Genomic DNA, 20,569 nt, shown 5'->3' with positions numbered 1-20,569 from the left:
TATTTGCTGTGTATATTTGTTTATAGAATGTAAAACAAGCTACCAAGTTTTAGTAGCCTGCTTTGTTCATGTATATCGACAAACCACATATGTACTACGTGTCTCTCGTTATAGCTTCAACAATGTTTCCCACATTTCCTCGTTTACGGGAATATCTTCTCTCATATTCGCTACCCGTTCTCGGAAAGCTCTTTCTCCAGGATAAAGGATATCGGTAACACTTACCTTCTTTGCTGATGTCTTAATATACTCAGTCATGTCTTCTATATAGGCATCAGCATAATCTTCACCGGCATATACTATGGGATTTATAGCGATAAATACCTGTGAAATGCCTGCATCATTTTTGTTCATCCTTAGATCATAGGTAGATTTGCCAACTGATAGTGCTGCAACTACCATATCAATGGCTATAGAAAGTCCAGATCCCTTCCAATAACCTGTAGGAAGAACTTCACCACCATCTAATATAGCATTGGGGTCGTCAGTAAGATTTCCATCTTTATTATAGCCTCCCATAACCGGCAGCTTCTTTTCAGCAAGGGAGTATGTCTGCAGTTTTCCAAAGGAAAACTGAGACTGAGCCATGTCCAATACCACGTGCCCTCCACTTTTATGTGGAATAGATATAATAAAGGGATTATTTCCTATACGCTTTTCAGTACCACCCCATGGTGGCATATTTGGGAATGTATTTGTCATGCAAATACCGATACACCCTGCATCGGCAGCCCTCAATCCATAGGTACCTCCACGAAGCCAGTGATTAGTGTTTTTAAGAGCAACACATCCTAAACCGTATTGTTTGGCCAATTCAATAGCTCTATCCATGGCAATACACGCATTTATTGGACCAAAGCCTAGCTGTCCGTCCCATTGTTCAAGTGCTCCGGCACCATTCAACATTACTGGATGTCTATCGGGCTTAATCATACCTTCATCTATAGATTTTACAATAACAGGAAACCTATTTAAGCCATGGGAATATACTCCATCACGGCTGTTGTCTGCAATTATGGAGGCTCCAATCTCCGCAGCTTCTGCTTCAAATCCTCTACTTATAAGAACTCTTTTAATTTCACTTTTCAGTTCATCATAAGATACCCTCATTAATAACCCTCCTATAGTTCCAGTTTTTATTAATAGAATAAATTCTCTTACCTTAGTGTTCAGTTATTATTTCTTATAGTAGTTCTTCACAATCTGCATCATACCATTTTGGAACATTACGTATTTTTGCATAATCTTAAGAAAGATATAATCAACTTTCTAAATATTTTCAAATTCTTTATTCCCATTCACTTTTAACTGCATTTTTAGCCTTGATACGTTTAAAATTACACATATGATCATTAAAACAATCGCACCTACAATAGCACTCATACCAGCAAAAATACCAAAAGCATCTGATAATGCCCCGGTTATAATTGGCATGATAATAGCACCAATACCTCCTAGCATTAACAAGACCCCCATCGCCATAGGATAAGACTTAATGATATTTCCAACTGTAGAAATTGTTGTAGGATAAATACCTGCCATAGAAAATCCTAATCCCATTATCGCAATGGTAATTACCTTTAAGTTATTTGTAGAAAGTAATAATAAATAAAAAGCAGCGGTACCACAGCTAGTTATTAACAAAAGCACTTTCTTAGATATTCTATCTCCCCAAAATGCACAGGTTAATCTACCAGCAAGAATAACTACCCATAATAGAGAAGCAAGCATTTGGGCATATTCTATGGTCATAATACTTGAATCAATGAAATATTTAACCATCCACCCATTAATAGTTGCTTCTGCACACAAATAAAAAAACAAAATTCCAGCACTGATGCAAAAATCCTTGTTCTTCAAAAATTCATAAGACATCTTTACTTTTTCACTCTTTTTCCCAGTGTTACCTATTTTCATCCTTGAGAAAAGAAGCATAGAAATAATAGCAAGAATAATAATAAAGCCGGCAGCTATTTTCCAACCCAGTTCCCCAGAAATGTTTGTAGATAGAATAACTAAAAATGGAGAAGTTAAAGCACCCACAGCAAAAATACTATGTAAAATATTAAGAGCAGCTGGACTACTATTGGATATCTCATTTACAATTGTGTTATTAAAATTAGAAATACTACCACGGCTTAAACCTGTAAATAAAAACCCTAAAATCAATAGAACTGGATTACCTGTTAGAATCATGATTGAAAATCCCATCACAACAAAGCTACATAAAAATATAATTGATTTTTTTCTACCTAAATATAGAGGTAATATGCCTGCGATAAATCCAGCAATTAAATTACCTGCCTGGTGGGCAGAGATTAATCCGCCACTTACTGTATTGTTCAATTCATATTCAACACTAATTAAAGGAAGCAGTGAACCTAAAATCATAGAATATAAACCATTGACTGCAAAAACGAAAAAGCAACAATTCAAAATATATCTTTCATCTTTGTTAAGCTGTGTGTAAAACCATTGATTTTTCATATTCCTTAATTCTCCTATTTAAACATAGATGACAATCCTAGTAATTATAGCACAACAACCTGAATTATTTATTATTTATAAAATCCTCCCTATAGGGAGTAAACATATCCAAAAGTATCCCCTTTTTAGTGCATTTACAACCGTGCACAAGGTTAGGCATCTTATATAAAGTATCACCCTTCTTTACGATTTTTTTAATTCCGTTAATTTCAAACTCAAACTCACCCTCCAAAACATAGGAAAGCTGCGTATGAGGATGACTATGTAAAGTTCCCACAGCGTCTTTGTCAAAGTGTACTTCAACAGCCATAAGCTGATCTCCGTATGCTAATATTTTTCTTTTTACCCCTTCTGACACTGTTTCAAAATTACAATCTTCTGCAAAAACAAAAGGCTCATTCATGATTATTACTCCTCTCGGAAAAAAATAGTATCTTATCAAGCAGTGTGTGCTAAACGATACTTCACTTTATATCCCCACGGAAAACATCAAGTTTGTATTAAAATTATCACCTAATTTATATTTCCTCAAAGCTGCATTTATGTACCCCCAAGGGTTGAAATTCTGCTTCCTTACTTTGTACATAGAAATATGAAATATATTGTTAATGGTAAAAAGATAAGATTAAATAATTATGTATATTTTGATGGGGATAGAATCATAATGGCATTAGAAGTGTTTCAAGATCAAACTGACGTATGTAAGGTATGATGAGAAAAAGGAAGGAATCTATTTAATGAACATATTTTTTTAGTGTTTCTCTAACTGCACCCTTTTTCGATACCAATTCTGTAAAATATCCTTCAACTTTTTCTCCTATGCCTGCATCATAAAGATTTACACCAAATATGGTTGCATTTGATAAGATAGGTTTAAGCTTGTCATGGAATGGTCCCTTATCCCCAAGAGCAATAGTTGTAACATAAGGTACTACCTCTCTGAGAAGCGGGTCTGGACTTTGCGGAGCATTATTAAAATCTTCAACTACCGCAGGGAAATATTCTCCCTTGGCATCATTTAAACTGTATCCCTTTTCTGTGATTGTGAAGCTTGCCATTTGCAAACTTGGATTGACAAAAACCTCTTTTAACCTATACCAGTTTTCTTCATTCTGTGCATCTACAATCAAGGATTCTACAATACTAGCTACAACCGTCTTCTCTATGTTTCCATCTGACTTTAAGGTAACAAGCACACTTAGGTTATCATGAAGCTTATTGATCTTTTCTATGATTTCATAGTCAAATCCCTCTGCTACGATGATCCCCTTATCATTCTTACCCTCATTTAAAATATTTTGCTGGACATTTGCTATAAATGCTCTAAAGATATTGCCTGCACCAAAATGAATCCAGATAGGGTTAGCCTTGGTATTTGCTTTAACTTGCTCAATATTAAATTTAGGAAGCTTAAATTCTGAATTTTGCCACACCTTCCCATCGTTTAAATTCTTTAAATTTAACTTCATTTTAGTTCACCTCTTTTTCTAGTTTTATACTTATCCATTAAATCCATAACTAATATTCATACATATAGTACTATCAGACACCCCATAAGATAAAGATGTCTGATAAATTTTTTATTAAATAGCTATAGATTGATATACTTTAGATTATTTTTTAGCTGACTTCTCTATTGCTTCCCATAATCCATTTAGGTAGGTTGCACCTAAAGCTCTATCATATAAACCATAACCAGGCATCGCCTTTTCGCCCCAAAGCATCCTTCCGTGGTCAGGTCTAATAGGTCCAGTCATACCGATATCATAAAATGCTTTCATAATTTCGAACATATCTAAAGATCCATCAAAAGATAGATGAGCTGCTTCGTCAAACTTACCCGGTGCAAGATGGATAAGGTTTCTTACATGGCCAAAGTGAATTCTTCCCTTGAAGCTTCTTATCATATCTGGAATATCATTGTGAGGGTTTGAGCCTAAAGAACCTGTACATAATGTAAGACCATTATTCATTACAGGAACCGCATCTAATAACCTCTGAATATTTTCCTTATTATTTATAATTCTTGGTAAACCAAATACAGACCATGCCGGATCATCCATATGAATGGCCATTTTGATTCCATATTTTTCGCAGGTTGGCATAATCGCCTTTAAGAAATATACAAGATTTTGGAATAGCTTTTCTTCATCTACTTCTTTATATATTTCAAATAGTTCTTTTACCCTTGCAAGCCTATCTGGTTCCCAGCCAGGCAGAATAAACCCACCAGAATTGGCATCCATTTCTTCAAACAGTTTTGCAGGATCAATCTTATCGACAAGTTCCTGATCATAAGAAAGGACTGTAGATCCATCAGGTCTTTCTTTCGCAAGGTCAGATCTTGTCCAGTCAAATACAGGCATGAAATTATAGCATACTAAATCGATTCCTTCTTCACCAAGATTTTCCAGAGTTTTGATATAATTTGCAATATATTGCCCCCTTGTAGGAAGACCAATTTTAATATCATCATGTATATTTACACTCTCAATACCACTCAATTCAAGCCCTGCTGCTTCTATTTCTTCCTTCATGGCTCTGATCGCTTCTCTACTCCATATCTCTCCAGGCTTAGTATCATAAAGCGTTGTAATAACACCTACACAGCCAGGAATTTGTCTTATTTGCTCTAAGGTTACGGTATCATATTGGCTTCCGAACCATCTTAATGTCATTTTCATTCTTATAGACTCCTCTCTATTTTCATATTCATATATTAGCATGGTAGTATGACTCATTATATTTATTTTTGAATCTTTGAAAATACATAGTCATGAAAAGCTTCTTTTTGTTTTCCTAGCACTCTATTCGTTAGTATAAAACCATGTTTATCCGTTGAGAATATAACAATCATACTCGGTTTTTTTGACACTCCTTTTATGGTATTCCATTTTAAATCTGAACTTTGTTTTTCAGTTTTTACATGAATTCCATTATCATCAAAGCCTATCTCCATATCATGTGGAATCGCTGCTACCTGTCTTTTTCCTCGCATATAAACGACTGCAGGTTGAATAACTGTAAATAAACAAATTCCAATTATTAGAAGCATTCTCATAAAGCTATTTACATAACCCCAAAATTTTGCTGTCAACAATAACATCGCAACAGTAAATATAATATTACATACCCCTACCATTGAACCATAAATACCGTACATGGATAACTGCCAAATATCAAAAGCTGTTGTTTGATAATTGAATTTATATTTCATATCTCTCATTACCTAAATAAGGATGGAAGCCATAAACTAACTCCGGGGACAAAGGTAATCAATAAAAGGGTAATAATCATACATACATAAAATGGTAATGTGGCTCTTACAACCCGCTCCATTGATACTTTACCAACTGCAGAACCAATAAATAATACGGCACCAACGGGTGGCGTTAAAAGACCTATACCACAGTTTAAAACAATCATAATACCAAACTGAATAGGACTAATGCCAATTGAAGTTGCTATTGGCAGCAAGATTTGGGTAGCAATCAGTATGATTGGAGCCATATCCATAATACATCCAAGAACCAAAAGAATAAGGTTTAAAAGTAGTGCTAAAAGAATTGGATTATCTGTAAGACCTATAATTGCATTTGCTGCTAACCTAGGAACACCCAATCGTGTCAGAAGAAATCCAAAAATACTAGAAGTTGCAATCAGAATGAGCACGATAGAAAGTGTATCTATACACGTTTCAAGCACTTTCCAAACACCCTTCCAATCAAGACCTTTATAAATAAATACACTAACGATCAAACTGTAAATAACCGCAATAGCTGCTGATTCTGTAGCTGTAAAAATACCACCAACTACACCTACTACAACGATTAGAACGGCTGCAAGAGCCCAAAATGAAACGAAAAATTGTTTTAACAAATTCATCATGCTGAATTTCTCGCCCTTTGGATAGTTTCTCCTAACAGAAATAATATAGGAGCCTATCATCAAGGATACTGCCAGTATTGCCGCCGGTACATAGCCTGCAAGGAAAAGGCCTCCAACTGAGATACCACCTGCAGTAGTGGCATAAATAACCATGTTATGACTTGGCGGAACCAAAAGTCCTTCAACAGATGAAGTAATGGTAACAGCCGTTGAAAAGTCATCATCGTAGCCTTGTTCTACCATCATAGGGATTAAAATACTACCAAGAGATGCAGTATCTGCAGATGCAGAACCAGAGATACCTCCAAAGAAATAGGACGCAACGATATTAACCATCGCCATACCTCCTCGCATCCAGCCTACACAGGCCCTCGCCAGGGCAATCAGCTTTTCAGAGATTCCTCCTGATCCCATAAGAACCCCCATCGTAATAAAGAAAGGTACTGCCATAAGGCTGAAAGAACTAATCCCCTTTACCATCTGCTGAGCAATGGTACTAAGTGGAAGTCCTTGGTACAAAAGAGTGAACACAGACGATAGAGCCACTGCATAAGCAATAGGAAATCTTAAAAATATCATGATAAAAAAACTTCCTAGTAAAATCAGTATTGCCATAGTCTCAGCACTCATTGTATACCTCCTCTTTTAGAAAAATTCCTTTAATATGATTGTATATAGTGTCTATTTCGAAAATCACCATAGCTATACCTGCTAGGGGAACCGGAAAATACATCCAGAATCTAGAAACACTTGGCATACTTACATAGGATCCTCTTGAACCAAGCAACACTGCATATCTCCAACCTACTACCATCATAATCACTCCAAGTGCTAAAACAGCAGCATCCGAAAGAATATCCAAAGCGATTATCACTTTTTTAGGCAAATACTTGTCAAATGCTGTCATACGAATATGTGCCTTTCTTCTAATGGCTAAAGCCGCTGACAGAACTGCCATATATGCCATGCAAGTTAAAACCACTTCTTCACTCCATGCTGGATCTGGAATAAAAGAAATGTATCGACCGGCCACTGCCATAGTGGTAATGAGAATATCTACTATTAAAAGTAACTTGCATAAGAAAAGAACTATCTTATAAGTCATATCATATGCAGGTTTTATCTTGTCTATTGTATTAAAAATGTTTGGCATACCTTACCTCCCCCTATAACTAAAGTTTTTCTTTAAAATACTCGGTCATTCTTATTAAAAATTTAGACACAAAGGTTATAATATACCTCTGTGTCTTTTGAAAATTATTCAAATTAAACAATTTATATTATGCTTCTAGCCAATCTTTTGTGAATATTATTGCATGTCAACAATTTTTTGATAAAGTTCAGCATTATTTGCTGTAGCAGAAGCAATGACATCTTTAACTGCTTCCTGCCATGGTGTAATATCGTTAACTTCTACAACATTAACACCTTCTGCTTTTAACTCTTCTAGCACTTTATTTTCAGCTTCCTCAGAAATCCTTCTATTAAATTCTGATGCATATCTACCAGCTTCCATAAGAATATCTTGCTGTTCTGCTGTAAGTTTATCCCAAGCTTCATCTGTAATAACTACTTGGATTGCCCCAAGTGTATGCCCATTAAGAATTAAGTTTGGTGCAACTTCTGGGAACGCATTTGATTTGTAGTTAGCGATAGGCTGTTCAGCACCATCAACTACACCTGTTTGAAGTGCAGAATAAAGTTCACCGAAAGCTACAACTGTAGGTGAAGCACCAAGTCCTTCTACCATCCCATTCATAATAGGATCATTTGATACTCTTAGTTTCATACCTCTTAAATCTTCCATCCCACTAATTGGGTTAACTGTAAAGAAATGACGGAAACCTTCTTCCCCATAGAATAAACCTCTAATACCAGTACCTTTTTCGTGTGGCTCTTGAAGGAATTCAGGAGCTAAGTCAGATGTAGCAAAATTCCAAAAATGCTCACGGTTTACAAATGTAAAAGGAACAGAAAGCAGTTTTGACTTTTCTCCGCCGTAGCTTGTAAGAGCAAAGGCTGAGATACGGGACATATCAATTGTTCCGCCACCACCAAGCATTGTATCAAGCACATCATTTTCTGATCCTAAAACGCCGCTTGCCGCAATATCAATCTTAATCTTTCCACCTGAAAGTTCTTCAACTTTTTCTTTAAAAACAAGACCTGTTTGACCGACTATAGTATCAAGTGGATTAACTTCTGCATATATAAGAGTAATCTCCGGTGCTTCTTGATTTGTTTGTTCTTGAGTCGGTTCTGTTGCCGATGGTTCTGTTGGTGATGGTTCTGTTGGTGATTTTACACCACAACCTGCCAATGCTGTAACAATTAACACTAGTACAAGACTTAATGATAATACCTTAAAACTTTTTTTCATTTTGTCCCCTCCTATTTTTTTACTTAATATTTGCATTGTAGAAAGTTCCTAAAAAACCTTTTCCTTAAATCAGCACCTACATCTAGAAAATTTCTACATAAATGCCGCTAATTTTTCTTTACTACAAGACAACGTTTTCATAAAAACTAAAAATAGTTCTTTATTTCATTCTTTAAAATTCATAATGACTTTTATCCTTCATCTTTATCTATAATGCATACTACCATACTACCATACCTAGAATTAATTATATTATCAATTAAAATTTTAAATCTGATTCTTTTTTACGATTAGTCCTTAAAGTATTCAGGATACTTTTCTTTTAATTCTATCTGCTCAAATATCAGCTTTTTGATATGATTGCTTATAACTTCCTGTCCCATTTGCTCATCATGATTTCTAATACTCTCTAAAATCTGCATATGTTGTCCAATAACATTTTTCCAATTGATATCTGCAATAAAGGTAAGCATACGAACACGCTTGTATTCTGAATTAATTTGTTGTATGAAAGACCATGTTCTTACTTTGTTGCATCCCCTAAATATGATTTTATGAAACTCTTCATCCATCTCTAGAAACTCAAAGTATGATCTCTTCTCTATTAGTTTTTTTTGTTCATTTATATTCTCTTGAAGAACATCTAATAACTCCTCTGGAAACTTTTCCGTAGCAATCTTAAACACAGACTTCTCTAAACTTTCCCTAATAAATCTTGCATCCTCAACAATATCTAAATCAATATAGGAAATATAAGTTCCTCTCTGAGGAAGGATGTAGAGTAAGCCTTCTTTGGCTAATTTAATGAAAGCTTCTCTGACCGGCGTTCTACTAACATTTAGAAGATCAGAAATCTCCTTTTCACTCACTCGAGTTCCCGGAGCCATGTTAAGGTTAATAATGTTTCTTTTGATGACTTCATATACATAATCACCGACTGTCATTCCATCTCTTTGTTTTTCTATTGCTAAATTCACATGTTCACTTCCTCAGAAGAATAATTTTATCCATTATGTACCGCTTGCTACCATACTACCATAGTATATATTTGCTGTCAACCATTATTTGGAATATATTAAGATGGACATAAAAGAACCCCCTTGTGATAGATTTCTCGTCAAAATCTATCATAAGGGGGTTCCGGGTTTTTGACAGTTGAATAATAAAAGAATCCTAAAGCTATTGAAAAGGCTTTATTTTTTGTCAAATTTCAAAATATACCTTCGTATTTTATCGTAATCTATTATAATATAATAGATTGGAGGGAATTTTTATTATGAGACTATCACTTTCAAAATCTAAAAATGCTACTCCACTTTATGTGATAAAGGATGTTATTGAAAAGAATAAACGCACTACTAAAATTGTAGAAAAACTTGGAACCATTAACGAATTAGAGGAAAAATTAAGCGGACAGGATCCTATCGAATGGGCTAAAAAATATATTGCCGAACTTAATGAAAAAGAAAAAGAAGAAACTAGTAAAATCATGGTTCAATACTCGCCTACAAAGCTTATAGAAAAAGAAAAACAACATTTCTTTAACGGGGGCTATCTTTTTTTTCAAAAGATTTATCATGAACTGGGACTTCACAAAATCTGTAAAGAGATTTCTGACCGCTATAAATTCACCTTTAATCTTGATTCTATACTTTCAAGGCTTTTATACGGCAGAATTATTTTTCCTAGTTCTAAGCTTTCAACCTATAACCTTTCTTCTAAGTTTTTAGAAAAGCCTGTTTTTGATATTCAACACATCTATAGGGCACTTGAAGTGATTTCAAAGGAGACGCACTTTATTCAATCTGAACTCTATAAAAACAGCCTAAAACTTTCTAAACAAAATGCTGGCATTCTTTATTATGACTGTACAAATTATTTCTTCGAAATTGAGCAAAAACAAGGGCTCAAACAGTATGGTTATTCGAAAGAACATAAGCCTAATTCTATCGTTCAAATGAGGCTTTTCATGGATGGTGATGGTATTCCTCTTACATTTAGCATCACTAAAGGTAATACCAATGAACAGCTTACTTTGAAACCTTTAGAGCAAAAGATACTGGATGATTTCAAACTTTCAAAATTTGTTATCTGTACTGATGCTGGTCTAGCCTCAACGGATAATAGAAAGTTTAATGACCAAGGTGAGCGTGCTTTCATTACCACACAGTCTGTCAAAAAACTTAAAAAGCACCTCAAAGAATGGGCGCTTTCAAACGAAGGATGGCATTTAAGTGGTGATAACAAGGTTTATGACATCTTCGATATCAAGGAAGATCAGTTTACAGACAGAACATTCTATAAAGAACGCTGGATCAAAGAAAATGGTTTGGAGCAAAAGCTAATCGTTACTTATTCTATCAAATATAGAGATTATCAAAGAAAGATTCGAAATGCTCAAATTGACCGTGCTGTTAAGGTTGTTGAAACTAATCCTTCAAAACTTAAAAAAAGCAATCAGAACGACTACAAACGATTTGTTGAAAAAACAAGCGTTACACTAAATGGTGAAGTCGCTGAAAAACACCTCTATAGCATCAACTTAGAAGTTATTGCAAAAGAAGAAGCTTATGATGGTTTTTATGCTGTCTGCACCAACTTGGAAGATGAAGCTTCTGAAATTATTAAGATCAATCACAGACGTTGGGAGATTGAGGAATGCTTTAGAATTATGAAAAGTGAATTTAAGGCAAGACCTGTGTACTTAACAAGAGATGATCGTATCGAAGCCCATTTTACAACTTGTTTCTTAGCAATGGTACTCTACAGATATCTTGAAAAGCGCTTAAATAGTAAGTTCACCTGTTCTGAGATTGTACAAGGGTTAAAAGATATGAATTTTTACGAAATCCCTGGCGATGGCTATATTCCAACTTATATGCGAACGGATTTTACAGACGTTCTTCACGAGGCTTTTGGCTTCAGAACGGACTATCAAATCATGAAAAACACTCAGATGAAAAAAATTTTTAAAGACACGAAAAACTAAAAAAAGTACGCACTTTTTGAACACATAAAGAAAGCTTGAAACCTAGTTTTTTCAATAGGCTACAAGCTTTCTTTCTTTCGCAACTGTCAAAGATGGGATATTTGTCAATTATTATTTCTTCTTAATAATATCCTAAATAAAGGAAGACTCTATTTTACAACTTTAAATATTCATATTACTGTATTTTTCAATATCAATCAGCCCATATTTGATTTTGATTCTATCTAATTTTTCAATCATAGGCTCAGAAATAAGATATAGAAAAAAATGGTAGCAATAGCATGAACCATGTCAAACCAAAAGCCTGAAATATAAGTTGCTAATAAAGCTCCCCATGAAAATTTAGATGTAAATATTAATAAGCTTCCTAATACTTTAGCTATCTTTCTTATATATCTATTTATCCTTCGGTGTATTGCTAAGACTCCCTCTTCAAGTAAACAAACTAAGTGTGAGATCAATCACTGCATCCTGGAAATAGACTCGACTACAATTCAGTGGGAGTAAAAACTCCCTCTTAATTAAGTTTCATTTTATCTTTTCTTATACAAAAACTCTTGAGTTAAACTATGTACTTCTCCTCAATGTTTAAAAGTTATTGCTAAGTACTTAGCAAAACTACTAAACTCTAAATATGTAAACTAAGCTGAAGGAAAATTTTTTCTCCTTGGAATTGGTCTTTAATTGAATATGTTTGCTAGTTTAATAATCAGACTATTCATTATTTTTCTTTTAAAACTAGCTATATTATTTTCCAATATAGCTTTGTTGATTTTTTCTAGATTATTTTTTGATTTTTTAGCTTTATTACTAATCTGTTCTTCATCAAGTCTCCTTTTAGAAATTCCTCCACTTATTGTTATATCTCCTTTTTAAAGTTTGATAGCTGTTAGTTCTTCCATAATCTCTGTGGAAAACTTCATTATTTTTTCATTAACTTCTTCTTTATCTTCAGATTCGATTATGTATCTTATCTGTCCCCATATATTCACTATGTTTATAAAAAACTGCACTATCTCCTCTAAATCGTTAGCTTTTTTACTTGTTTTTTTCTGTCAGATCCAGTGCTTCCACTTCAAATATAGAAATGATTTTCTCTATAGTTTCCTTTTCAGTTGCCTTTTCCAAAGTTTTTATTAAAATCTCCATTACATTCTTTTGCATATCTATAATAAACTTCAAATTCTCTTCTGTTGTTATCTTTCCTGCATCCCTTTGACCTTCTTTACATAGTATTGATGTTCTTACTTTCCCTTAAGTCATACAGGCTTATGGCTGCTTCAGCTCTTGTTACAGCTTTATCATGATTTTGTTTTTAGGGTATAAAACCCCCACCTCTAAGTGTTAGCGTAGGTGGGATTCTTAATCAGGTGGAGTAGACTCTCCACCTGATTCCTCGGTGTTCAGCTTTAGCTGGACGAGTTCACTACTTCATCATTAAATCATATAATCTGCTGATCATATAGGTGGCTTCTGCTCTATTGACAGGCTTTAATGGATTAAAGTTTTCTTGTTCTAACAATATATCATTTGCTGCTAAAAGTGCTACTCCTTCTTTTGCCCATTGATCTATTTTTTCTGCATCTTCAAACCTTCCCAATATTTCCATATCCTCTTGAATAAAACCATAGGATACTAATGTTTTAGAAAGAATAACTGCTAATTCTTGATTGGTTATATTGCCATTAGGATCAAAGCTAGTTTTACTTTTTCCGCTTATTAATCCCTTATCGAATACCGTTGCTACTGGTATATAATACCAATCATTCTCTTTTATGTCGGCAAACATCATATCAATATCATCTTTTGGTGGATATTTTAGGATTTTGAACATTAACGTAGCAAATTCTGCTCTAGTAAGGGTGCCGGACGGGTCAAAGGTTTGGTTGTTTTTTCCACTAATGATTCCTTTAGATGCCATTTTTTCAATATCTCTTTGTGCCCATTCAAATCCATTTAAATCATCAAACTTTCTTTCCACATGCTCTATCACGATTCCTCCTTCACTGTTTGTAAGAAAGGTTACCCCTTCATTTTCTTCATCATACACGCCGCCCATGATGATTCTATTTCCTTCTTCTGTAATAAGAATTGCTGCTAAATTATCTTTGTTATCTTCTTCTAGATTATAAGGAATCGTAACTTTTATTGGTTCTTCTAATTTATCCGTAATATTGATCTTGGTTACTTCTCCTATTTTCTCTATCTGTATTGTAATTTCATCTTCTTTATTATCAAGGCTTCCAAAGGTAGACGGCTTTATTTCTATAGTTGCTCTATCATCTACAAGCCTCAAACTAACAATCTCTTCCTTTATTTCTCCCAATAATTTACTGCTCATTTTTATTTCAGATCTTTCATCTCCTGTAATTGGTAATTTTATCACTAGGTCATTGGTGATTTTTCTTTTACTACTATTTCTATCATTTTCTAACATTACCCTGTTAACTTTTTCCAAATGACTTTTTACTCCCTTCGCCTTGTTAATAATTTCTTCTTCATTCAGTTCAACTGTAGATACATCTCCACCTATCTCCATACTTTTTTCTTTAAAATCAATAACTGTCAACGCTTCTATTACCTCTTCTAAGAACTGCATTACTTTTTCATCTACTTCTTTCTTTTCTTCAAGTTCCCCTATTGACCTTATCTGTCTCCATATATCTGCAATATTTATAAAAAGATTCACTTTCGTATCCAAATCATTCACTTTTTCTCTTATTTTTTCTGTTAAATTTAGTACTTCCACTTCAAATATAGACACGCTCTTTTCTATAGTTTCGTATTTTTCTGCTTTTTCTAAGGCTTTTATCAAGACTTCCACTACTTTCTTTTGTATCTCTATAAGAAACTTGAAGTTTTCTTCTATGGTTATTCTATCCGTTGCAAGATTGATAAGATTTAACACATCCTTCACTTCAGAGGCTATTTGCAATGCTTTATCATCTGTTTGTATCTCTTCAGCTGTTTTTTGCAGTTTTTCATACGCATTTTCCAATGCCTTTAATATCTCTTCTTCTTTAGATTTTTCATCTATTATTATTTTAAACTCGTTTTGATATTTTTCATTTTCCATTTCTATGTTTGTCGGAGATATTGTTTCACCCGTAACATTTATTACTATGCCTATTGGTCTGACAATGTCCTTTAATCCTTCTTTATTCACCCTCTCTGCACTTATTGTATAACTGCCTGGACTTAAAAATTTCAAAGTAGCTTTTCCTTCTGAATCTGTAATAACCTCTTTTCCATTTTCTTTGTAAGGGCTTCCATTTACATGGATTTGTGCATTTCCTACCTTCGACCTAACGGTTGCCCCAATACCGCTGGGGGCACTTAAATCAGTTTTTTCTCCAATTAAAGTTATGGTGATTTCCTCTCCTGTTTTGGCATTTGTTTTATCTGCTTCCATCTTGGTAAAGAGGGTTTCAAAGCCATAGGCCCCAAAATACCATTCTATAACGTCTCCATCCGAAAGAACATATTCCTGACAACCAAAGTTAGGTAAAACGCCATTTACTCTATACATCCATCCTGATGTAGATCTATGATCAAATTCTCTATTTCCATCAATCATGGCAATATATAATGACCATCCATAATCTTGAAAATCATAGCGGGCTCTTACCTGTTCTAATGCCTCCACTGTTGCATGGGCGGCTGTTGGTCCGTTAGGAAATCGATCTTCTCCCCACCCTGCCGAAGGTGTGGCAGAACTTCCTGATGCTGGACCTAAGTACTCATCAAGACCAAAGACGCTTGTCGTTATAGTTCTCATAGGTACTACCGTCCGGTCATACCCCTCAACCCGAATTTGCACAGTCACTATTTTGTCGGGGTTTTCTGGATTTTCTGGGTCTACAGGGTTTGTGGAGCCTTCTTCAGTATCATACAATACAAAGCTTGCTAAATGCTTTGTTCTAATCACCATAGCATTTCCATCAAAGTAGGCATATGCATCTAATTTTTTTGCTTGTCCTTCCTCTTCATTTGCTACCTTATCTATTATCTTTACATTGCCTAGATGATCTATGTAAGCTATTTGTTTTTCAATATCTGTTCCAACTATCATTGTAATAGGTTGGTCAAGTGCTATGCTTTCTACTTCCGATCCAGCTATAATATAATCACTTATTGATTTTACCTTTTTTGCTTCTGTTTTAAGTATCTGATTTATCTTTTCCTCTGCAGCCTTCAAGCTTTCTTGGCTGCTAATGATTTTAGGTAGTTCTACTATGTCTGCCCCGGTGGTAATTTTCGTACCTTCTTTGATGATGAGCTTGATTACATTCCCTTTATGATTTTTTCTTTCTGCTTCAATGTAAGAAAGTACTTTATCTTCTAAAACTATTTTTGTACTCTCGTTGCTGTTAGGCATTTGAATTTGCAAGGATGTTACATTTTTAGGTACAGTTATTTCTACTAAAGCGTACTTTACTTCATCTTCACTGATATGAGCTTTCCCTTCAGTGTCTGGAACAGCAATGATCTTATGTACTAGATATACCAAAGATTTCATTGTATCTACAAGAAGCTGCGTTCCTTGATTCACTTCCTTCTGGGTTGCATCTTCCTTTGCCAAGATTATTTCTGCTTTAGCTATAGCATTTTGTAATACTTTATAGCTTACCTCCGTATAATTAGCTTTTTCTATTGCCTTTGCTTCTTTTAACTTTGCTTTTAAGGCAGTCTTGTCTACTGTTGGAATTTCCTCTCCCCATCTAAAGATACTTCCCTGATTCCCATCCATATAGTAAAGCAATTGTGCTATGCCATATAATGCCTGTTCACTGGCCATCCCATTGGGCTGCCCTGGTTCTGAACCTGGTGAAGCTTCAAAGGAATGGGTAAACCCCCCTGGTACTTTAAATTTTAAAATTGCATCCCCTATGGCATTTCCATTTTTTACAAATTCTTCAGAAAAAGGATCTATATTGTTAGCAGTTAATCCCATCACCACTTGCACACAAGATTCTACATTTACTGTTCCCCATGAGTAGTATCCCCCCGCAAATTCTCCTTCTTGTATTTGAAGGGATGCCAGTACATCCGCCGCCCGCTTTACTGCTGCTCTTACTTGAGGATTACCATCACTATAGGGGCCCAGAGCAATCATTGCCATGCCTGTGATATCTGGATCAGGTACGTTGCCGTATAATGCCCATCCTCCCACAGCTCCATTAGAGGCTGTAATTTCTTTTGATAAAATCTCATCAATCATTCTTTCCCTTGTCCAAACTGCATTATCCGGCACTTCATAATCCCTTGTATCTACAGCTATCAATCCGAAAATTACCGCATTGATCCCCTGATTTGTAATATAATCGGTCCCATCGTCCTTGTATCTTGGATTGTAAATTCTTTCTATTAAGTCAATACCTCCAACATCCCTTGGATTTCCTCCTGCTGCAACGATACCTATGGTCATTCTTTCAAACTCTGTTATTTTAAAGCTTCTATCTCCTTGATCCTGCAGCTCCGCTTGATCCTGAACAATAGGCACTCTGCTTCCTACATAGTCTGATGGTATTCTATGCCTATAGCCTTCAAGTCTACCAAGCCCTGAGACCACCCAATCCATACTATTGGCACTTTGCAGAAGAAAATCTACCGTATCTGGTAATGCTGCTTCCAACCTGTCTCTTAGATCTGGTTGTTTTTCTTCTGAGATTGTTAAGGTATCTCCCTGCAGTGTTTTTTCATCATAGACGGATTCTGTTACTGTCATCTTTGAAGAAGTACTCAATTCTTCCCCAAAGGAAAAAGCCATGTTGCCTAATCCTAATGAAGAAAATAGAATGCTGAATACTATAAGGATAGATAATATTTTCTTATTGTATTTTAACAATCCAACCCCCCCTAATTCTTCAAATTTTCTTTCACTGTTTTGCTAACTTCTTCATCTCCTAGACCTTTCTTTTACATTGCACTTTTGCTTTCCTTTAAGGCATATAAGCTTATGGCTGCTTCTGCTTTGGTCACGGCTCTATCCTTATCAAAGCCCTGATAGATCAATCCTTTTCCCTTTAACGCTTCTATTGAATTCTCAATTCCTATAGCTTTCGAAAGAATTTCAACAAAATTTTCTCCTGTTATTTCAGTTTTATAGGAGGAAAAATCTACTGTTTCTATCTTATAGCCTAAATCCTGCATTCTTTTAAGGGCTCTTTCTAATTCCTCCTTCTTGATTGGCTCAACTGGATGAAATTTGCCTTCATCATCAATTAGCATAATATAATCATAGGCAAGTGCCAAGGCTTCTTTGAACCCTTTATCCTGTGGTTCAAAATCCTTAAACACATGTTCCACTGCTGTAGGCTTATATTTTTCATGAAGTATATCATAGGCGGCCTTATTATTATAGGCATCCGCTAATCCATACAGAGATTGTTCCGTAGCCATACCATTGCTATAAACAGGTAAATTATCCTCCTCATTCAAAACATGGCTAAAGCTTCCATCTGCCTGTTGAAATCTAAGAATAGATGCTACTGGATTTCCCCCACTAGGTTTTGTCCATTCTGGTCCCATAGGATCTACGCCAAACAAAGTCAATGCCTTAATAACCCATGCACAGCTTTCTGGATTATCCGTACCCCAGGAATGGAATCCTCCATGCTCCAGCTGTTCCTCCTTTAGAAAATCCCATGCTCTTTTTACATGAGGTTGAGATAGATCTTCTCCTAATATTGCAAACGCCATTAATCCTCCTGCCGTCATATCTACATCCGATACTACTCTTTTATAATCCTCAGGATCATCAAAATACTTGACATCCCACGTAAATCCCCCATCTATATGCTGTTGTTTTATCAGCCACTCCAAACATTTATCTCTGTTGGGAATAGGTTCTCCAGCCACATGAAGGGCAATGATGCCGAATATATGGGCGTTAATTAAGGTTTCTCCTACGGGCTTACCTGTTAAGTTATCCGCTACAGAATCAGCAAAATGTCCATTTTTCATCATGGTGCCCTTAACGGTTTCTACTAGATTATGTCCTCCAAAATCTCGAGGATCTTTTCCTGCTGAGGTTACTCCTATAATGGTTCTTTGATAATCTGTATTTTTTACCTTTGAAAGCCCTGCTCCTGTCTTAACCTGTTCTTCTCTCCAATAAGGACCATTTTTCCCATTGATCGTCCATTTTGGGCCACTTACATCCTCCCCCATAGCAGAAAGCCCTAAGGCCGGCCAATCTAAAATTCCAGCATAGCTGTATTCCTTATAGGTCTTATGGTAATAATCAACAGTTTCTCTTATCCTCTTATACAGTTCTTCCCTGGTGATACTGGACTTATTTGCTGCAAAAACAGGTTGGACCACACTCAGTAACATGATCCATATCAATAGTAAACTTAAGACTTTTTTCCACTTGCCTCTCATTGGTATACACCTCCATTTATATTTTCCTTCACCAATTATTAGATGTAAGGAATTTTTTCTACACCCTTTTCAGACACTACGATACCAAAGGCATCCTTAAGCTTTTCTGGTTGATTTAATAATGTTTCAAAGGTGATTTTAAAACCCTTGTCATCAGTTCCTGCTACAATCCATATTGGCTTTGTAGCACCTATTCCAGCTGCATAGCCATAGATAGTACCTGCTTGCGTATGAGAGGTTTTCTTATTTCCCCTGTGATCTAAAGCATGAAGCTTCCCCTCTTCGAATTTAGCATAAACCCCAATAAATTTGTTCTTATCATTTGTCTCTTCTAATAAATTTATCTCTTTTCCTCTGCTATTGGTTATTGTAGACTCCTTCACCAGCTCCTCCCAAACACCTAATACGATATAGTATTTCGCAGGATTTTCTAATAGTTTTGCATCATACACAGCAATATCTACTTTTTTTACACCTTGTTTTTCCAGGCTTGCCTTTAGCTGTTCTGCTTCATTTTTGTAGTCTCCTGTATACAGGATGACTGTTCCAGGATTGTTTCCAAAGAAGCCACTCTTGAAGGGCTGTGGGTAGGAGCCTATAACAGCAGGAATAAACATCGTGGTTTCCCAGTCATGAAAATCCCACCAGATAACGTCTCCTGGCTCTGGGCGATATTCTGCCACCCCTATAGGTGCCAATATCCCATTCACCCAATAGAACCAATCCTCTTTTTTTCTTTGACTTCCCGTAAAAAAGGTGAATTTCGATTCAATCCCATTAATAGCGTTTACAAAACCTCCTCCATAGGCAGTCTGTATATCTAGGTTTCTAAAAAGAACCTCCATCCCTACCTCGTCCTTTACCATGCCCACATTTTTTGCATAAATTTTGCTATGACCAAAGTCAGTAGTAACCCGTAAATCCACTTGATAGGGGCTTCCTATATCTCCAGATGCCTTTCTACGGTCAGAATCCTGCTCAGCAGGTCTTCCCTCCACATACTTGATCTCCCCTTGAACAGGGCCTTTGTAATTCGTATATTCTACACCATCGATTACCGTAACATTATTTTTTTTATCCTTTTCTCCCTTACTTGCCTCACCACTGATTTCTTTTGTATTCTTTTCTTCTTTTTTGGTATCCGTTTCTTCCTTTTCTGTATCACGCTGCTCTTTCGAATTGCTTTCTATCTCTTTTTCCTCTTCTGTAGCTTTTTCCTCTTCCGCAGTTTTTTCCTCTCCTTCCTCTTTTTCTTCTTCCCTATCCATTAATTCATCAATATTACCCTTTTCTTCTTGCTTTTCATGTACCTCTACCACCGAATTATTTTCATCAAGATTTGTAATGGTCTTTTCGCTTTCCTTAGAACATCCCAGTAATCCTAGCACCAGTGCCATTACCAGTATCAGTGATAGAACAAATTTTTTACCTTTTCTCAT

At 35.5% G+C, this 20,569-nt stretch carries 15 protein-coding genes; 1 reads left to right on the top strand and 14 read right to left on the bottom strand.

Annotated elements, in window-relative coordinates; translation table 11 throughout:
- Positions 1-108: 108 nt before the first annotated feature.
- From yiaK to CHB72_RS06775, 10 genes are all read right to left on the bottom strand, one after another.
- The gene (gene yiaK / locus CHB72_RS06820; protein WP_089282134.1) at positions 109-1,110 is read right to left on the bottom strand and encodes a 3-dehydro-L-gulonate 2-dehydrogenase; all 1,002 of its coding nucleotides are present in this window, start codon (positions 1,108-1,110) and stop codon (positions 109-111) included.
- Positions 1,111-1,269: 159 nt separating this feature from the next.
- Positions 1,270-2,487 carry an MFS transporter gene (locus CHB72_RS06815; RefSeq protein WP_089282133.1) on the bottom strand — a complete coding sequence of 406 codons (1,218 nt, stop codon included), beginning with the start codon at positions 2,485-2,487 and terminating at the stop codon, positions 1,270-1,272.
- A gap of 64 nt (positions 2,488-2,551) precedes the next feature.
- A complete protein-coding gene (locus CHB72_RS06810) occupies positions 2,552-2,890 on the bottom strand; it encodes a cupin domain-containing protein (RefSeq protein WP_089282132.1) in 339 nt (112 codons plus the stop codon).
- 331 nt (positions 2,891-3,221) lie between these two features.
- On the bottom strand, positions 3,222-3,956 hold the full coding sequence (locus tag CHB72_RS06805) for a mannitol dehydrogenase family protein (RefSeq protein WP_089282131.1): 735 nt from the start codon (positions 3,954-3,956) through the stop codon (positions 3,222-3,224).
- A gap of 144 nt (positions 3,957-4,100) precedes the next feature.
- Complete coding sequence (uxuA, locus tag CHB72_RS06800) at positions 4,101-5,171, bottom strand: mannonate dehydratase (RefSeq protein ID WP_089282130.1); 1,071 nt, start codon at positions 5,169-5,171, stop codon at positions 4,101-4,103.
- Between the two features lie 62 nt (positions 5,172-5,233).
- Positions 5,234-5,704: a YcxB family protein gene (locus CHB72_RS06795; protein WP_089282248.1), complete on the bottom strand. Its 471-nt coding sequence runs from the start codon at positions 5,702-5,704 to the stop codon at positions 5,234-5,236.
- Positions 5,705-5,712: 8 nt separating this feature from the next.
- Positions 5,713-7,005, bottom strand: a complete 1,293-nt coding sequence (locus CHB72_RS06790) for a TRAP transporter large permease (protein ID WP_089282129.1) — start codon at positions 7,003-7,005, stop codon at positions 5,713-5,715.
- Entirely contained in the window at positions 6,995-7,528 is a 534-nt protein-coding gene (locus CHB72_RS06785; protein WP_089282128.1) for a TRAP transporter small permease, read from the bottom strand. The genes CHB72_RS06790 and CHB72_RS06785 overlap by 11 nt, the downstream gene beginning before the upstream one ends.
- Before the next feature lie 156 nt (positions 7,529-7,684).
- A complete protein-coding gene (locus CHB72_RS06780) occupies positions 7,685-8,755 on the bottom strand; it encodes a TRAP transporter substrate-binding protein (protein ID WP_089282127.1) in 1,071 nt (356 codons plus the stop codon).
- Positions 8,756-9,045: 290 nt separating this feature from the next.
- On the bottom strand, positions 9,046-9,732 hold the full coding sequence (locus tag CHB72_RS06775) for a GntR family transcriptional regulator (protein ID WP_089282126.1): 687 nt from the start codon (positions 9,730-9,732) through the stop codon (positions 9,046-9,048).
- 299 nt (positions 9,733-10,031) lie between these two features.
- Between CHB72_RS06775 and CHB72_RS06770 the strand changes: the two genes are divergently transcribed.
- On the top strand, positions 10,032-11,744 hold the full coding sequence (locus CHB72_RS06770) for an IS1634 family transposase (protein ID WP_089282125.1): 1,713 nt from the start codon (positions 10,032-10,034) through the stop codon (positions 11,742-11,744).
- Positions 11,745-12,782: 1,038 nt separating this feature from the next.
- Here the strand turns inward: CHB72_RS06770 and CHB72_RS26360 are convergent.
- From CHB72_RS26360 to CHB72_RS06750, 4 genes are all read right to left on the bottom strand, one after another.
- Positions 12,783-12,926, bottom strand: a complete 144-nt coding sequence (locus CHB72_RS26360; RefSeq protein WP_176431238.1) for a hypothetical protein — start codon at positions 12,924-12,926, stop codon at positions 12,783-12,785.
- 244 nt (positions 12,927-13,170) lie between these two features.
- Positions 13,171-17,592: an S-layer homology domain-containing protein gene (locus CHB72_RS06760; RefSeq protein WP_089282124.1), complete on the bottom strand. Its 4,422-nt coding sequence runs from the start codon at positions 17,590-17,592 to the stop codon at positions 13,171-13,173.
- 71 nt (positions 17,593-17,663) lie between these two features.
- Entirely contained in the window at positions 17,664-19,130 is a 1,467-nt protein-coding gene (locus CHB72_RS06755) for a prenyltransferase/squalene oxidase repeat-containing protein (RefSeq protein WP_089282123.1), read from the bottom strand.
- Between the two features lie 38 nt (positions 19,131-19,168).
- Entirely contained in the window at positions 19,169-20,569 is a 1,401-nt protein-coding gene (locus CHB72_RS06750; RefSeq protein WP_242975066.1) for a DUF4430 domain-containing protein, read from the bottom strand.

The organism is Anaerovirgula multivorans (genome assembly GCF_900188145.1).
Classification (GTDB): Bacteria; Bacillota; Clostridia; order Peptostreptococcales; family Natronincolaceae; genus Anaerovirgula; species Anaerovirgula multivorans.
The sequence above is the reverse complement of the archived record's forward strand: the minus strand, read 5'-3'. Positions and strand labels throughout refer to the sequence as shown.

Coding starts and splice junctions, on each gene's coding strand:
- yiaK (WP_089282134.1), bottom strand. CDS start 1,110: ATGAGGGTATCTTATGATGAACTGAAAAGTGAAATTAAAAGAGTTCTT.
- CHB72_RS06815 (WP_089282133.1), bottom strand. CDS start 2,487: ATGAAAAATCAATGGTTTTACACACAGCTTAACAAAGATGAAAGATAT.
- CHB72_RS06810 (WP_089282132.1), bottom strand. CDS start 2,890: ATGAATGAGCCTTTTGTTTTTGCAGAAGATTGTAATTTTGAAACAGTG.
- CHB72_RS06805 (WP_089282131.1), bottom strand. CDS start 3,956: ATGAAGTTAAATTTAAAGAATTTAAACGATGGGAAGGTGTGGCAAAAT.
- uxuA (WP_089282130.1), bottom strand. CDS start 5,171: ATGAAAATGACATTAAGATGGTTCGGAAGCCAATATGATACCGTAACC.
- CHB72_RS06795 (WP_089282248.1), bottom strand. CDS start 5,704: ATGAAATATAAATTCAATTATCAAACAACAGCTTTTGATATTTGGCAG.
- CHB72_RS06790 (WP_089282129.1), bottom strand. CDS start 7,005: ATGAGTGCTGAGACTATGGCAATACTGATTTTACTAGGAAGTTTTTTT.
- CHB72_RS06785 (WP_089282128.1), bottom strand. CDS start 7,528: ATGCCAAACATTTTTAATACAATAGACAAGATAAAACCTGCATATGAT.
- CHB72_RS06780 (WP_089282127.1), bottom strand. CDS start 8,755: ATGAAAAAAAGTTTTAAGGTATTATCATTAAGTCTTGTACTAGTGTTA.
- CHB72_RS06770 (WP_089282125.1), top strand. CDS start 10,032: ATGAGACTATCACTTTCAAAATCTAAAAATGCTACTCCACTTTATGTG.
- CHB72_RS06755 (WP_089282123.1), bottom strand. CDS start 19,130: ATGAGAGGCAAGTGGAAAAAAGTCTTAAGTTTACTATTGATATGGATC.
- CHB72_RS06750 (WP_242975066.1), bottom strand. CDS start 20,569: ATGAGAAAAGGTAAAAAATTTGTTCTATCACTGATACTGGTAATGGCA.